The organism is Paenibacillus sp. ACRRX (genome assembly GCF_022346885.1).
Taxonomy (GTDB): domain Bacteria; phylum Bacillota; class Bacilli; order Paenibacillales; family Paenibacillaceae; genus Paenibacillus_B.
This window is the reverse complement of sequence record NZ_JAKRNK010000002.1, coordinates 370,849-387,036: the sequence shown is the minus strand read 5'-3', so window position 1 is coordinate 387,036 and position 16,188 is coordinate 370,849. Positions and strand designations below refer to the sequence as shown.

Below are 16,188 nucleotides of genomic sequence, written 5' to 3'. Positions count from 1 at the left end.
TCGTTTGTTGCACCAAACATAGTAACGGAGGGATCACGTGCTTATTGCCTATGATTCTAAGACTGGTAACGTGAAACGATTCGTGGACAAGCTTGATTTGCAGTGTGTGCGGGTGTCCGAAGATGCAGAGACAAACGAACCGTTTGTCCTTGTCACCTATACGACAGGCTTTGGGCAGGCGCCACAGTCAACGATGGACTTCTTGAAGCAGCGAAGCCATCTGCTGCGAGGTGTCGTTTCCAGCGGAAACATGAACTGGGGGATGCGTTATGGAATGGCTGCGGATCATATTGCCGAGCTCTATTCCGTACCTGTTCTGATGAAATTTGAGCTTAGCGGCACAAGAAAAGACGTAGAACAATTTATACAGGAGGTCCATAACATTGATACCAAAGTGGATACAGCTTAACAATGAGATCATGGTTCAGAAAAATGGAAGCTTTCAATTCGATAAGGATCGTGAAGCGGCAAAAAGTTATTTTGTCGATTACGTGAATCAAAATACAGTATTTTTCCACAACCTCGAAGAAAAGATTCATTATTTAATCGAGCACGAGTACTATGAGGACAATCTGTTTAACAAATATGAGTTTAAAGAAGTCAAAAAATTGTATGAGTATATTTATTCAAAAAAATTCCGTTTCCCTTCATTTATGAGCGCGTTTAAGTTCTACAACAATTACGCGATGAAAACAAATGACGATACGAAGTTCCTGGAACGGTATGAAGATCGCCTGGCAGTTGTCTCCTTGTTCTTGGCAAACGGGGATATGAAGAAAGCGATGGAATATGCAGATTTACTCATCTCGCAAGAGTACCAGCCTGCAACACCAACGTTCTTAAATGCAGGTAAGAAGCGCAGAGGTGAATTGGTAAGCTGCTTCCTTCTGGAAGTAGATGATTCTATGAATTCGATCGGTTTTGCGATCAACTCAGCATTGCAGCTCAGCAAGATCGGTGGAGGCGTCAGCCTTAACTTAAGTAAGATTCGCGGCTCTAGCGAACAGATCAAAGGACTGGACGGCAAGGCGAGTGGCGTGCTTCCTGTCATGAAGTTGTTTGAAGATGCGTTCTCCTACGCGAATCAACTCGGGCAGCGTGACGGCAGCGGCGTCGTTTACTTAAACGTGTTCCATGCTGACATTCATGAGTTCCTGGACACGAAGAAGATTAACAGTGACGAGAAAATCCGAATCAAGACGTTATCGCTTGGTGTTGTCGCACCAAATAAGTTTATTGAGCTGGTTGAGAAAGATAAAGATATGTATCTGTTCTATCCGCACACGATATACCAGGAATATGGTGTACATATGGACGATATGGACATCTCTGAAATGTACGATGAACTGGTCAACAATCCGAACGTCCGCAAGAAAAAGATTGTTGCACGTGACCTCATACTGAAGATCGCCCAGATCCAAATGGAATCCGGTTATCCGTACATCATGTTTGTAGATAATACAAACGAGTACCATGCGTTAAAAGAGCTTGGGCGAGTGAAATTCTCTAACCTTTGCAGCGAAATCGCGCAACTTAGCGAGGTTTCAACCATTAACGATTACGGCGTAGATGACGTCATAAACCGTGATATATCATGTAACCTCGGCTCGCTTAATATCGTAAATGTTATGGCTAACAAACGAATGCAAGAAACGGTTCACCGTTCAATGGACGCTTTAACAGAAGTGACGGATAAGAGCAATATCAGCATCGTGCCATCAGTCGCAAAAGCGAATCGCGAGCTTCACTCCGTTGGCTTGGGCGCCATGAACTTGCACGGGTATTTGGCCAAAAATAAAATTGCTTACGAATCGAAGGAAGCTAGAGACTTCGTACGTGCCTTCTTTATGATGCTCAATTTCTATTCCCTTGAACGTTCGATGTTAATTGCCAAGGAGCGTAATGAGACGTTTAAAGATTTTGAGAAGAGTGAGTACGCAAGTGGCGCTTACTTTGATGTTTATATGAAAAAGGATTTCCGTCCACAAACGGAACGTGTGCAGCAGTTGTTTGAAGGGCATGCGATGCCAACGATGGAAGATTGGAAACGTCTGAAAGAGCAGGTAATGGAGCATGGCTTGTATCATGCTTATCGCCTGGCGATTGCCCCAACAGGTTCAATTTCTTATTTGCAGTCTTCAACGGCTTCTATTGCCCCGATTACACAGAAGATTGAAGAACGAGAATATGGTGACTCCAAAACTATATATCCAATGCCGTTTATAAGCGAAGAGAACTATTTCTACTATAAAGAAGCTTATGACATGGACATGTTTAATTTGATCGACTTGGTAGCTGATGTACAGGTTCATATTGATCAGGCTATCTCAACTGTTTTGTTTGTCAAAGACGATCTGACAACACGTGATCTGGCTAAATACTACATCTACGCACAGAAAAAAGGCTTAAAAACGCTGTATTATACACGTACGAGAAAAAAGACGATTGATGAATGTGTCAGTTGTGTCATCTAAGGAGAGTTGATCCATGAGAAAATTTGAAGCTGTAAACTGGAATGCTCCTGAATCTGACTATATCGAGATGCTCTGGACTCAGAACACTTCTCAATTTTGGTTAGATACGGAAATTCCGATATCCAAAGATTTAAAAGCGTGGTCCAAGATGAGTGACGATGAAAAATTGACCTATATGCACGTATTGGGCGGCTTAACGTTGCTTGATACGGAGCAAGGTAATGTGGGAATGCCTCTAATCGCTCAACATGTGGAAGGCAAGCAGAAGAAAGCGATTCTTATCTTTCAAGCTGCAATGGAAGAAATTCATGCGAAGAGCTACAGCACGATCTTTACGACTGTAGCAAGCTCTGACATGATCGAAGAGACGTTTGAGTGGGTTAAAGACAACAAGCATCTGCAGCATAAAACAGAAATCATTGACGATATTTATAAAGGAATTACGGACAATGATCCTGTCAGCTTGTATAAAGCGATGGTTGCCTCTGTATTTTTGGAGAGCTTCTTGTTCTATTCCGGATTCTTCTATCCTTTATTCCTCGCAGGACAAGGCAAAATGGTGGCGAGCGGCGAGATTATTAAGCTTATTATTCGCGATGAGAGTGTTCATGGTGTCTATGTGGGCTTGTTGGCGCAAGAAATTTATAGCCGCCTTAGCGAACAGGAACAGCAAACGTTGTACACCTATGTACATGAGCTTCTTATCCAGCTATATGAGAATGAGTTGGAGTATACCGAGAACCTGTACGATGCAATCGGCCTGACCCACGAGGTTAAGAAGTATATCCGCTACAACGGTAATAAAGCATTGATGAACTTGGGCTTCGAACCGCATTTCCCAGAAGAAGAAGTGAATCCTGTTGTTCTTAACGGTATCCGTACAGAGACGAGCACGCATGATTTCTTCTCAACAAAGGGCAGCGGATATCAGAAGGGCAAAGTCGAGCCATTACAGGACAAGGACTTTGTGGTGCTGAATGATCGTGTTAAGCAATCCGATATCTTCTAAGTAATAAACAACAACTGGGTTGAAAGACCCAGTTGTTTTGTTATAAATGAGAGATACAAGCAGTTGTACGTGGTGTATATACGATATGACATAACGTTGCACCGTTACTCATCCATCTCCATATTGTTCACGAGGTGTATACGACTACACGAATAGGGGATGGCACATCTGGGTTAAGACATCTAGGGGGTTACAGCTTGAAGGGCATATCAAACAAAAATGTATTTTTTATCGGCTTAATGTTGTTTTCTTTGTTTTTCGGCGCGGGAAACCTTATATTCCCACCCATTTTAGGTCAGCAAGCAGGAGAGCATTTTATCCCTGCGATTGCAGGTTTTATATTTACAGGTGTTGGTCTGCCGTTGCTGGCTGTGATTGCAATTGCGTTAACCGGTCGGGACATGCAGTACCTTGCTAGCCGGGTCAGTCCGAAGTTTGGTATCTTTTTTGCGATTGTTGTATACGTATCGCTTGGACCATCCATGGGGATCCCTCGTGTGGCTAACGTTTCTTATGAGATGGGCTTCAGCACTTTTCTTGGTACAGACCTGGCTACTAACCATTGGCCGCTGTTCTTGTACACGTTCTTATTTTTTGTGCTCGTATTTTGGCTGAGCTTAAATCCTTCCAAACTTGTTGGAACGATAGGTAGTATTTTAACGCCTTTACTGCTTCTTTCGATAGCTGCTTTATTTATTGCGGCCATGCTATTTCCGCTTGGTGAAAGCGGCCCTGCTCTCAATGAATACGTGGACTCTCCAGGTATTAAAGGTTTTATGGAAGGCTACTTGACACTGGATGCCATTGCCGCATTAGCATTTGGTATTATCGTTATTAATTCGATCCGTGATCAGGGTGTGGAAGACAAGAAGATGATTACCAAAGCAACCATTCAAGCTGGTGTGATCGCTGGTATTGGCCTATCGTTAGTATATGCGGCTTTAGGTTATATGGGCGTTACAAGCGTGTCACTAGGATATGCGAATAACGGCGGTCAACTGCTGACACTTGTCGTGCAGCAATTGTTTGGTGACTCTGGCTTGATTCTGCTGGCCGTAATTGTGACTTTGGCTTGTTTGACGACATGCATTGGGCTTGTATCCGCATGCAGTCAATATTTTGCATCTTTGCAGACACGGGTATCCTATGGCTGGGTTACATTCGGGATCTGCTTGTTAGGATTAATAGTCGCAAATCTAGGGCTGGATACCATCTTATCGATATCTAAGCCGATATTGCTTATTATCTACCCGGTATCGATTACACTTATCTTGTTATCCTTCCTGCATAAATGGTTTAGAGGCATCCCAGCCGTGTACGGAGGCGCATTGCTAGGAGCAGCACTGATTAGTTTGTTTGATGGATTAAAGGCAGCTAAGATATCCATTGACTTTGCTGTACCGTACTTAGAGCATATTCCGATGTACAAACAAGGGGTAGGCTGGGTCATCCCAGCGATAGTCGGTGCATGTATTGGATATGTGTGGGGACGAATAAATAGCAAACACTCCCAAGCCACTGGGAAATAAATCACTTCATAAATAAGGAACGATAATGCATGCAGCCTTTCAGGGGATTTATTCTGAAAGGCTCTTTTATTTGGCGATCGAATGATGAAAAACGATGATCAGGCCGCATGATAATTAACAAGACAAGATATTGTTAAGCGGAGTATTATCGATCTCGACGATTCAGATGTACATCGCTAGGTCGCGTAAATGGGTAGGCATAATCGTAGATGGATTCCAATTGCTTGGCCATATATTCAGGGGTATGAGGTGTATCCTGCTCCAACCAACTGACTAATACACCTAGATGGGCAAATAGTACATAGTGGCTCACAATATCTTTGTTCATACCGTTTACAGTGCAGGGCATCAGCTTTAACGTCTCAAAGGCTTGGCTGAATTGCTGGTACAGCATTTCCAGAAAACGCTTGTGAAAGTACGTTCTTGCATCGTGGCTGAACATCGTTTTGTAAAAAGCACGATGAAGATGAAAATGGGTAAATAATCGGATTACCTGCTGTTCTGGATAAGTGTGGGAGGTGTTCCGCTTCTCATTATCCGTTGGGCCAATGGATTTAGATAGTTCTTCCAGCATATCATCTCCCATTCGCTCAAATAAGTCATACTTATCTTGATAATGCAAATAAAAGGTTCCCCTGTTAATATCAGCTCGCTCGGCAATATCCTGCACCGTGACGGCCCCGAAATCTTTCTCGTTTAACAATTCGATTAGTGCGCGTCTTATTTTTCTTTTTGTTCTTTTGACCCGTCGATCCGCCGTGTTGGACTTATTGGGCATTCCTAATCACCTTCTTGTTCGAAAAATAATTTACAAATAATCAACAAATCGGCTTCCTTTGTACGGTAATGAACAGAAGAGAGAAACCTGCGCATTGAACAACTAACAACTCTTGGTAGAATTATAAACATCCAATTGGATGAATAGCAACAATACATGCATGAACTAGCATTAGTGGGGATTAAAACCTATCTTTATGAAGGAGTTGAAGCTGTTGGCGATTCATATCCTGCATTTGGAGCAAGTAAATCGAACCCATTTGCCATTCGTGGGTGGAAAAGGTTCTAATTTAGGAGAACTAATACAAGCAAAGTTTTCTGTTCCTCCCGGATTTTGTGTCCCTACTTCGGCGTATGACTCAGTTATCGAGCAATCGGATCGAATGTCTTGTTTCTACACTGAGCTTGACCGCTTACAGGTTCAGGATGCAGCTGCGATTCGACGCGTCAGCCAAGATATGCAGCAGCATATCTTAGGTTTATCTATCCCGAGTGACCTGATGACAGCTATTTTGGACGCTTGGTATCAGATGGGGGAACATGGCGTATATGCCGTTCGTTCCAGTGCGACGGCTGAGGATCTGCCTACTGCCTCTTTTGCGGGGCAGCAAGATACGCTGCTTAATGTGAAGGGCGAGCAGCAGCTATTTGAAGCTATACGACAGTGCTGGTCATCATTGTTCACCGAGCGAGCGATTGCGTACCGAATAAGAAATGGCTTTGATCATCGTGCAGTTCGTATAGCTGTCATTATCCAGCGTATGATCATACCTGAAGTGGCAGGGGTTATGTTCACGGCTGATCCCGTTACAGGACATCGCGGCACGATTTCAATCGATGCGAGTTTTGGGTTGGGAGAGGCTCTTGTCGCGGGACTTGTGACACCTGACTTGTACCAGGTACGACACGGTGCAATTGTGAAGAAACAAGTCTCGCGTAAACAGACGACGGTGCTTCCCCGTGACAATGGAGGTACAGTCATTGAAAGATTGCCTGATCACAAGCAGATGGTACAGGCACTGTCAGATGAACAGATTGTAGTTCTGGCCCAATTAGGCGAGCAAATTCAACACCATTATGGATCGGCGCAAGACATCGAATGGTGCTTGTCAGAAGGACAATTTTTTATCGTACAGGCTCGACCGATTACTTCCCTGTTCCCAATACCCATTGTGGGGGATGATAGACTGCGCGTTTTTTGCTCGTTTGGCCATTTGCAAATGATGACAGATGTGATGTCACCAGCAGCTATTTCGCTGTGGAAAATACCAATGGAACGAGGCTCTTCGGATGACAACCGCGTAGATTCATTTCTAGAAGCAGGCGGCAGATTATTTATGGATATGACACATACGCTGCAGTCTGGCTTAGGCGGAAAAATAATGCTGCAGATTCTTGGGAAGATGGATGCTCTGATCGGTAACGCAGCTAAACAACTTATGGATCGTATACCTGCACAAGAAGCGCCGTCACCACATCAAGATCAAATGGCAGAGCTGATTCCCATCCTTGCTACACAGGTATTAAAGGATTTATTTGATGGAGACGGAAAAGTTGCATATGCAGAGGTGGAAGGGAATGCGCAGGATAGCTTGGAACTGTGCCGTCAACAATTACAAGCAAGTCAGGGAGCCAACAAAATAACGTATATTCAGCAAAATTGCGAGTTTGTATTCCAAAATTTTATGAGTAAAGACTTTCATTATATGATGGCAGCGGTCGTCGCACAGCAGCTGCTTGAACTGCTTGCAAAATGGTGGGAATTTGATAGTGGAGAGTTAATTACGCTTAATAAATCCTTGCCTTATAATGTCACAGGTGAAATGGGACTTGAATTAGGTGATTTGGCTGATATTGCCCGGGCATACCCAGAACTGGCTGACTATTTAAGACATGCTCCAGAACCTGGATTTATGGAAGGTCTAGCGGCTGTTGACGGGGGAACGGAATTTAAGGCAGCCTTCGAGCGGTGGCTCGTACGATATGGACCGCGCTGTCCTGGTGAGATCGACATCGCGAGAATACGCTGGTCGGAACGTCCATACATGCTGATCTCATCAATTGTAGGACATATGGACAGCGTTAAACAAGGGGAGCACCGTGAACGTTTCCAGCAAGGAGAACTTGCGGCTGACAGGGCGGCTGCACATATTTTATCACAAGTTCGCAGCAGGGAAGATGGACTTTTTAAGGAACGTATCATTTCCAGACTTATTACGGTATATCGCAGTTTTATGGGTTTAAGAGAGCATCATAAGTTCGTGCTGGTCCGTCATTTTTGGCACTATAAGCGGGCTTTGCTTGATCTTGCCGATAGCTTCATCACACAAGGTATTCTTCAGCAAAGAGATGATATTTTTTATCTGACCCTGCCTGAAATGAAGGAGGTCATATCGGGTTCAATGCAGCAAGACATTCAGTCGCTGATCATGACTCGCAAAGAGAGTTACAGGCACTATCGAAGATTGCATCCACCTCGTGTTATGACAAGTGAAGGTGAAATCATTGAAGGCAGAATGGATAGTGGAGATGCGCCAGTAGGTTCATTAATTGGAACACCAGTTTCGCCTGGCGTCGTTGAGGGAAAAGCAAGAATCATATTGGACCCAAGCACGGCTGCTCTTAAAGCGGGCGAGATATTAATAGCGCCGTATACAGATCCGGGTTGGACACCACTATTTTTGCAGGCGAAGGGACTTATTACTGAAATCGGCGGTGTGATGACACACGGCGCGGTCGTTGCCCGTGAGTATGGCATCCCTGCTGTTGTTGGTATTGAACGTGCAACAACACGCATCCAAGATGGCGATTGGATTCGATTGGATGGGACCCAAGGGCATGTAATGGTGCTACAGGAAGCTCAGCAACGAGTGTAGTACAATACGGACGTCGATAGGAGTAGACCCTCTTATCGACGTTTTTGTGCTCCAAAACAGTGTGAAATATACATTTTAAGCGAGAACAATACAAAAACATGGCAAAAAGGGTGCAAACATGTATATATCTGAAGAAATACGCATATTTTCATGATTGCATATAGCTAATATCGTATTTTCCCGTATTGACTAACGTTTTTAGCTTGGATATAATTCATGAATTGTGTGTCAAAACGGACTAATATTTGTGTTTGTTACGGAGAACATTAATAACGCAAATTTGCTGTCTTATAAAGGGTGGGCATTTCATGAAGAAGACAATTAAAGATATACTAATCATTATGGCAGGCGCTTTTATTTTTGCATTAGCTGTTAATCTTTTTGTTATCCCCAATCAATTTGGTGAAGGTGGAGTTACCGGCATAACGATTATCCTTTATTACTTATTTAGCTGGTCGCCGGGCCTAGTTAACCTCATCCTAAACGCTATTTTATTGATTGTAGGCTATAAATTCTTAGATAAGACTACAACGGTTTATACGATTATAGCTGTCCTTTTTAACTCCTTGTTTTTACATTTGACGAAAAATTGGCATATTCCTTCAGATGAGCTGATGATCAACGCTATATTTGGCGGCGTCTTTGCAGGTGTGGGCATTGGCATGATTATTCGAGTAGGAGGCACGACAGCTGGGACAACGATCTTGGCTCGAATTACAAACAAATATTTGGATTGGAATATTAGTTACGGTCTTTTATTTTTTGATTTGATAGTAGCATTCTCTTCTTATTTTATCATTGGTGCTGAAAGTCTGATGTTAACGATAGCGATGCTGTACGTCGGCACAAAAGTGATGGACTTTATTATTGAAGGGGTCAATCCAAAGAAAGCCGTGACGATTATTTCGACGGAACCTGACAAAATAGCTGAGCAAGTGAATGTACAGATGGATCGCGGGGTTACCGTATATTCAGGGCATGGCTATTACACCAAAGATCCAAAAGAAATTTTATATATAGTCATCAGCAAGCAGGAAGTATCTGCATTAAAGAAGATCGTCAGATCAACCGACAAGGATGCCTTCATTACGATCCACGATGTACGCGATGTGTTTGGTGAGGGGTTTATTGATATTACGAAGTAGTATATTACAGTGGCCCACTGGATATTGAAGTTGATGAATGGACATGCGCTATTCTTAATATGCAGAATATTTGATCATACGGTCGTGAATATTTGTATTGATAACAAGATAGGGGCTAAACAAGAGGCTGTATTTCCAATTGAGATGTTGGAAATAGCCTCTTTTTTTGCAACAAGGACAAAGGGCAGGTCTGGATTAAGGGCTAACCAAAGTAGTAAATGCACAAATGCACAATTTATAAATATATAAACCATTTGAAGACAAAGTGTGAGATAATACGGAGGACTACCCACTCAAAGGAGGAGTATGACCTTGGTACAAAAGTGGTTCGAACAAGCCAAGCTTGGCATTTTTATTCATTATGGGATTTATGCAGTTGACGGCATAGCTGAATCCTGGTCGTTTTACAACGGACGCGTTTCCCACGAGGAGTACATGAAGCAACTAGGCGGCTTTACTGCCAGCAAGTTCGATGCGGACAAGTGGGCTGACTTGATCGAGCAGTCAGGTGCTAAGTATGCGGTGCTTACAACAAAGCATCATGATGGAGTAGCGTTATGGGATACGTTGTACAGCGATCTTAATGTTGTGAAGCAGACGCCTGTGCAGCGTGACCTCATAAAAGAGTATGCAGATGCCATCACCAAGAAGGGAATCAGGCTTGGGATGTACTATTCCTTAATTGACTGGTCCCATCCGGATTATCCAAGCGTATTTGAAGGTGGCAAAGTACCAGAGGATCTGAGTTCGGTTAATCGATTCTCTAGCCCAATCGACGGTGTTCAAGATGAAGAGAAATGGAAGCGGTTCCTTGAATTTAATAATAACCAGCTGCGCGAATTGTTAACGAATTATGGCCAGGTGGATCTTCTCTGGTTTGACGGTGATTGGGAAAGAAGCGCAGAACAATGGAATTTGCCGGAGTTCAAGCAGTATTTGCAATCATTTAACCCAAACATTATTATAAACTCCCGTCTGCAAGGACATGGTGATTATAAAACGCCGGAACAAGGGATACCGATAACTCGGCCAGAAGGGCCTTGGGAGTTCTGTACGACGATTAATAGTTCTTGGGGATATCAGCCGAAAGATGACCATTATAAATCACTTCATCAGATTATTCGTATGTTCTGTGATTGTATCACCATGGGAGGTAACATGCTGCTTGATATTGGACCATTGGAAGATGGAACCATTGATAAGCGGCAGGAAGATATTTTGCTTGGCTTGGGTGACTGGATTCGTACGCATGAGGAAGCTGTGTTTGGTACAACTGAAGGTATCCATACACGTTACTACCTTGGCGGCAGTACGGTATCGGAGGACAAACGATCTTTATACTTGTTCGTATATGATGCTCCTAAGGAAAATATTTGTTTAAAAGGTCTTTCTAATAAGATTAATAAAATTACCGTTCTGCATTCAGGTAAAGAGCTAACACATGATATACATGGTGGTGTGCCTTGGTTTAACATTCCAGGAACGACATGGATTCATATGACCCCAGAGGATACACATGAGCAGGTCACTGTGCTTAAATTGGAACTTGAAGGTGAGCTTGATATGTACGGAGGTTCTGGTGCTGTAGTTACCCATAATTAAGGGGAAGAACCATTTGAATGCTAGGTTCAGGTAGTTTAATTATCTATTTTGAGATATCGATAACTCATAAAAACAACGTGGGAACGTCCCCGTTGTTTTTATTTTTGTCCTTAAAATGAAACGACACAAATATGATGCTGATATCGTGCGGCTCTGGCTGTACTGAACTAGCGGCTGTGGGAGATAGTGGGCAGCATATTGTATATGTTTGTTAATGTTGAGAAGATGTAAAATTATTTATTTGCTTTGAGCAAACAAATAAATTATATTTAACTATATAATTTATCGGAGGGTTCATATGTCATCTTCACACGACGAGTTACGCAAGCTCGCGCTCGGAACCATTCGTCTCGTTCAAGAGTTCAAGAAAGCGCAGGAGCTGCGAACTGAAGTGGATCGCATTACGTTTGAAATATTGATGATGGTCAAGAATCGAGGTAGAATACGACCGTCTGATATTGCCAACGAGCTTCATTTTAACCCTTCTTCCATTACTAGACGTATTCAAGCTTTAAAGCAATCCGGTCATATTTCGGTGACGTCAGATCCTGCTGATCTGCGATCCAGTATGATTAGTATCTCCTTGACAGGGGAAGAGGAGCTGTTGAAGTTTTTGGATAAGAGTGCATATGGATTAGAAAGAATATTGGAGCAATGGGATGAAGGCGATATCAAGCAGTTTGCTGACCTATTGTGTCGATATACGGATACGATGAAGGATTGGCGGTTAAACAATCTATAACCCTTGCAGGTATGCTTAAAAAAGTCGTGTGTAGTAAAGCTTTGGCACGGTTTTGTAAGGGTTATCGATCACTTTAGTGCTTCGTTTCACAAAGTGATATAATTAGGTAAGGATTTTCAGGATCAACAGCATGAGGGAGCTGAGTATATGGACAAGATAGGCGAATATATGAGCTGCAAAAAGAGAATGAATAAGATGAAGACGTAAGTTGCATGTCTGAATATTACATACATTCTACATATGAATTAGGGGCTCGGACATGGATATTAACTTCTGGATATTGGGATTAGTTATTGTACTGGCACTTTCTTTTGACTTTATAAATGGATTTCACGATACAGCTAATGCGATCGCCACTTCCGTTTCAACAAGGGCGTTAACACCAAAGGCTGCGATTATCCTTGCCGCTGTAATGAATTTTATCGGTGCTATCTTATTCACAGGGGTAGCTGAAACGATAGGGGGAAGCGTTGCTAACCCCGCCGAGTTGGATAATGGTATTCAGATTGTTATCGCCACACTTATTGCCGCGATAATATGGAATTTGGTGACCTGGTGGTTTGGCATTCCCTCTTCCTCGTCTCACGCCTTAATTGGGGCGCTGACAGGGGCAGTTTTTGTTGGAGCTGGCTCTAGCATGGTAAAGTGGAATGGTTTTATCGATATTGTAAAGGCGCTCATCTTCTCACCGCTGATTGGGTTTGCAATTGGGTACATCATTATGAAGCTGCTCAAATGGATATTTGCCAGCCGTAATCCGCATTCCGTCAATAGAGGATTTCGTACCATGCAAATTTTTACGGCTGCACTTCAAGCCTTTACGCATGGCACAAATGATGCGCAGAAAGCGATGGGCATTATTACGTTTGCCCTCGTCTCAGCAGGCACACAGGATACATTGGCTGTGCCGCTTTGGGTGAAGTTGTCTGCCGCCACAGCAATTGCATTAGGTTCATCCGTTGGCGGTTGGAAGATCATTAAGACGATGGGCTCCAAAATATTCAAGATCGAACCGATTAATGGATTTGCAGCCGATATTACTGGAGCCAGTGTAATCTTTACGGCAACGATGCTCCATCTGCCGGTCAGTACGACACATGTTATCACTTCTGCTATTCTTGGTGTCGGCTCTGCCAAGCGTTTCTCTTCAGTCAAATGGTCACTTGCTGGACGAATCGTTGTTACATGGTTTATTACGATTCCGATAACTGCCTTGCTAGCTGGCATATTATATAAGATATTGTTCTAAGAGAAAGGGTCGAATGGCTCGCCAGTTGTGGCGATTCATTCAACCCTTTTTTAATGAGGATATGCTTCGTTAACATTTATGATTGAATTGTGATTTATCATTTGTGTTATTGATTTTAGCAGGTAATAATTTGTTCTCTCCGTGGGCCAACTGATATGGTTGCAACTTTTACTCCAATTGCAGCCTCTACAAAATGGACGTACTGTTGGGCTTCCACTGGAAGATCTGCAAATGATCTCACATGTGATATATTACATTTCCAACCTGGTAGATGTTGCAGGACAGGAGTTGCAGCTTCCAGTTGGGCTGTTGCAGGAAAATGACTGATTACGCTTGTATCGCTCAGCTTGTAGCCGATACACACCGGAATTTCATCCAGATAACCAAGTACATCCAGATTCGTTAACGCAACTTCGGTTGCACCTTGAAGCTTGCATCCATAACGAGTCGCGACTGTATCCAACCAACCGACACGGCGCGGTCTGCCTGTAGTTGCACCGTATTCGCCCGCATCGCCACCAAGTCGCCGTAATTGTTCTGCCTCAGCTCCATGCAATTCGGTAACAAAAGGTCCGGCACCGACGCAGCTCGAATATGCTTTGACAACGGCCATGACCCTTGTTATCGCATAGGGAGGAAGTCCTGCTCCTACAGGAGCGAATCCCGCAAGCGTTGAGGAAGAGGTCGAGTAAGGATAGATCCCGTGATCAGGATCGCGAAGTGCACCAAGCTGTCCTTCCAGTAAGATATCTTCACCATTGGCATAAGCTTCATGCAGCATAGCAGTCGTATCGCCAACAAATGGCTTCAGCAGCTCTGCTTGCTCTAGAAGCTCCGTCAGCATCTGCTCAAGTTGTACAGGCTTGTGCTGATATAAATGCTCCAACAATACATTTTTAGATGCTAGTGATTGTTCAAGACGGCTGCGAAGTCGCACTTTATCATATAAATCAGCAACCTGGATGCCCAGCTTGGCATATTTATCTGCGTAGAATGGAGCGATGCCTCGCTTGGTTGAACCAAAACCCTGAGCACCTAGACGCAGCTCCTCCAGTTCATCAAACAGGCGATGCACAGGCAGGACAATCTGCGCACGATCAGATATAACAAGTTTTGGTTCTGGCACGCCTCTTGTTATTAATGCTGCTCGCTCTTGCAGCAATACATTAACGTCTAGCGCTGTGCCTGGGCCAATTATATTGGTCACATTGGAGTAAAATACACCCGATGGCAACATATGCAATGAGAACTTTCCAAAGTCGTTAATGATGGTATGTCCCGCATTACTGCCGCCTTGATAACGTACGACATAACTTGACGCTGTAGCAAGAACATCCGTCATCTTTCCTTTGCCTTCATCGCCCCAGTTTGCACCCACTATTGCTGTAACTGTCAATTTCTCCGCCTCCCGAGCTTGTGATTATGCTACATCCCTTATTATAATGAAGTCATATTCATAAATAAAATTGATATTAGTTATATCTATCATAAGGAGTGATAATGAGTGATGGAGATTAATATGGAATGGTATCGTGTCTTTTATTGGACCGCTTGCACGAGCAGCTTAACGAGAGCAGCCGAGCGGCTGCACATTTCGCAGCCTGCGGTAAGTCACACCTTGAAGCAATTGGAGATGAAGCTTGGAGGGCAATTGTTTGTTCGCACATCTAGGGGAGTAAAGTTAACAACTGAAGGGGAGGTGTTGTTCAAATATGTAGAGCAAGCGTTCAGCTTTATGGCGGCTGGCGAGAAAAAAATTGGTGAGATGCACCAGCTCCAAACAGGAGAAATAAATATCGGAGCAAGTGATACGTTATGCAAACATTATTTACTGCCGTATTTGGAGCAGTATCATGAGCAGTACCCCGACATTCGGATTCGAGTCACTAACCGTACAACGCCGGAGACACTTTCGCTGTTGAAAGAAGGGAAAATCGATTTTGGCATCGTTAATTTGCCGGTGGAAGACCACAAAGTGGATTTCCGTACAAGCTCCATATTACAAGATTGTCTTGTGGGGGGCAGACGTTACGCAGACAACCAAGGTGTAGCTTTGCCGCTTCAACATATTCATAATTATCCACTATTGATGCTGGAATTAGGAGGCAGTACCAGGCATTTTATTGATGCGTATGCTTCCAAACTTGGTGTAACCCTTCAACCTGAATTCGAATTGGGCAGCATCGATTTGCTTGTACAGTTTGCGCGCAGCGGCTTTGGACTCGCTTTTGTGATACGTAACTACGTGGAGAACGAACTTTTTTCTGGAGATTTAGTTGAGATTCCTCTAGTTCCTCCTATACCTGAGCGTCAAATAGGTATTGCGACACTGCGTGGAGTACCGCTTTCTGCTGCTTCTGCCCGGTTCTTAGAACTGCTACCTTAGGGGGTGATACATCATGATAGTAGTAAGTAAATGATAACTTTATTTAGAAGTGTGATCTTATGTATGCGGACAGGAATTACTATTAACTGCATATATCTGTTGTAGTGGTCGAGTAGGTAGCTGGATTGAATACAATTCAGCTATTGACGATTTAGCTTAGCATCTATATTATATTAGTTATATTAATATGATGACGTCATTACCTGTTATTCTATTGATTGTCAGGTGGAACCACGCTCATCGCGCTCGTCTCCTTAATGAGGTCACCCAGACTTTCCTCCGTGCATTACACACCATTCGAATGTAGAACATCCTTCCCAACTGCTTGGCTGTGAGCTGCTTACTCCTATCGTATTCATCCATTAACTTGAATTTTGGAATAGTGATCTCCATTTGAAT

The 16,188-nt window shown here is 43.4% G+C and carries 12 protein-coding genes; 10 read left to right on the top strand and 2 right to left on the bottom strand.

Annotation, left to right across the window (positions count from 1 at the left end; translation table 11 throughout):
• Positions 1 to 37 precede the first annotated feature (37 nt).
• From nrdI to brnQ, 4 genes are all read left to right on the top strand, one after another.
• Positions 38 to 409 carry a class Ib ribonucleoside-diphosphate reductase assembly flavoprotein NrdI gene (gene nrdI / locus MH117_RS07175; RefSeq protein ID WP_239327997.1) on the top strand — a complete coding sequence of 124 codons (372 nt, stop codon included), beginning with the start codon at positions 38 to 40 and terminating at the stop codon, positions 407 to 409.
• Between the two features lie 10 nt (positions 410 to 419).
• Positions 420 to 2,474 (top strand): class 1b ribonucleoside-diphosphate reductase subunit alpha, encoded by a 2,055-nt coding sequence (gene nrdE / locus MH117_RS07170; RefSeq protein WP_239328675.1) that lies wholly within the window; start codon positions 420 to 422, stop codon positions 2,472 to 2,474.
• Positions 2,475 to 2,487: 13 nt separating this feature from the next.
• A complete protein-coding gene (nrdF, locus tag MH117_RS07165) occupies positions 2,488 to 3,483 on the top strand; it encodes a class 1b ribonucleoside-diphosphate reductase subunit beta (protein WP_239327996.1) in 996 nt (331 codons plus the stop codon).
• 197 nt (positions 3,484 to 3,680) lie between these two features.
• Positions 3,681 to 5,012, top strand: a complete 1,332-nt coding sequence (gene brnQ, locus MH117_RS07160; RefSeq protein WP_239327995.1) for a branched-chain amino acid transport system II carrier protein — start codon at positions 3,681 to 3,683, stop codon at positions 5,010 to 5,012.
• A gap of 145 nt (positions 5,013 to 5,157) precedes the next feature.
• Here the strand turns inward: brnQ and MH117_RS07155 are convergent, their stop codons facing one another.
• On the bottom strand, positions 5,158 to 5,790 hold the full coding sequence (locus MH117_RS07155) for a TetR/AcrR family transcriptional regulator (RefSeq protein ID WP_239327994.1): 633 nt from the start codon (positions 5,788 to 5,790) through the stop codon (positions 5,158 to 5,160).
• A 214-nt stretch (positions 5,791 to 6,004) separates the two neighbouring features.
• On the opposite strand from MH117_RS07155, the gene MH117_RS07150 reads away from it, so the two are divergent.
• From MH117_RS07150 to MH117_RS07130, 5 genes are all read left to right on the top strand, one after another.
• Positions 6,005 to 8,665, top strand: a complete 2,661-nt coding sequence (locus MH117_RS07150) for a phosphoenolpyruvate synthase (protein WP_239327993.1) — start codon at positions 6,005 to 6,007, stop codon at positions 8,663 to 8,665.
• Between the two features lie 308 nt (positions 8,666 to 8,973).
• Positions 8,974 to 9,810 carry a YitT family protein gene (locus tag MH117_RS07145; RefSeq protein ID WP_239327992.1) on the top strand — a complete coding sequence of 279 codons (837 nt, stop codon included), beginning with the start codon at positions 8,974 to 8,976 and terminating at the stop codon, positions 9,808 to 9,810.
• A gap of 312 nt (positions 9,811 to 10,122) precedes the next feature.
• Positions 10,123 to 11,412, top strand: a complete 1,290-nt coding sequence (locus MH117_RS07140; RefSeq protein ID WP_239327991.1) for an alpha-L-fucosidase — start codon at positions 10,123 to 10,125, stop codon at positions 11,410 to 11,412.
• A 298-nt stretch (positions 11,413 to 11,710) separates the two neighbouring features.
• On the top strand, positions 11,711 to 12,154 hold the full coding sequence (locus tag MH117_RS07135) for a MarR family winged helix-turn-helix transcriptional regulator (protein ID WP_239327990.1): 444 nt from the start codon (positions 11,711 to 11,713) through the stop codon (positions 12,152 to 12,154).
• A gap of 259 nt (positions 12,155 to 12,413) precedes the next feature.
• Complete coding sequence (locus MH117_RS07130; RefSeq protein ID WP_239327989.1) at positions 12,414 to 13,403, top strand: inorganic phosphate transporter; 990 nt, start codon at positions 12,414 to 12,416, stop codon at positions 13,401 to 13,403.
• A gap of 115 nt (positions 13,404 to 13,518) precedes the next feature.
• On the opposite strand, the gene MH117_RS07125 is transcribed toward MH117_RS07130, so the two are convergent.
• On the bottom strand, positions 13,519 to 14,799 hold the full coding sequence (locus MH117_RS07125) for an adenylosuccinate synthase (RefSeq protein ID WP_239327988.1): 1,281 nt from the start codon (positions 14,797 to 14,799) through the stop codon (positions 13,519 to 13,521).
• Between the two features lie 111 nt (positions 14,800 to 14,910).
• Here MH117_RS07125 and MH117_RS07120 point away from each other — a divergent pair, with 111 nt between their 5' ends.
• A complete protein-coding gene (locus MH117_RS07120) occupies positions 14,911 to 15,789 on the top strand; it encodes a LysR family transcriptional regulator (RefSeq protein WP_239328674.1) in 879 nt (292 codons plus the stop codon).
• Positions 15,790 to 16,188: the final 399 nt, after the last annotated feature.

Bases quoted from the DNA above. Each gene is read 5' to 3' on its own strand.
- MH117_RS07145 (WP_239327992.1), top strand. From the start codon at position 8,974: ATGAAGAAGACAATTAAAGATATACTAATCATTATGGCAGGCGCTTTT.
- MH117_RS07135 (WP_239327990.1), top strand. From the start codon at position 11,711: ATGTCATCTTCACACGACGAGTTACGCAAGCTCGCGCTCGGAACCATT.
- MH117_RS07120 (WP_239328674.1), top strand. From the start codon at position 14,911: ATGGAGATTAATATGGAATGGTATCGTGTCTTTTATTGGACCGCTTGC.
- nrdE (WP_239328675.1), top strand. From the start codon at position 420: ATGGTTCAGAAAAATGGAAGCTTTCAATTCGATAAGGATCGTGAAGCG.
- MH117_RS07155 (WP_239327994.1), bottom strand. From the start codon at position 5,790: ATGCCCAATAAGTCCAACACGGCGGATCGACGGGTCAAAAGAACAAAA.
- MH117_RS07130 (WP_239327989.1), top strand. From the start codon at position 12,414: ATGGATATTAACTTCTGGATATTGGGATTAGTTATTGTACTGGCACTT.
- nrdF (WP_239327996.1), top strand. From the start codon at position 2,488: ATGAGAAAATTTGAAGCTGTAAACTGGAATGCTCCTGAATCTGACTAT.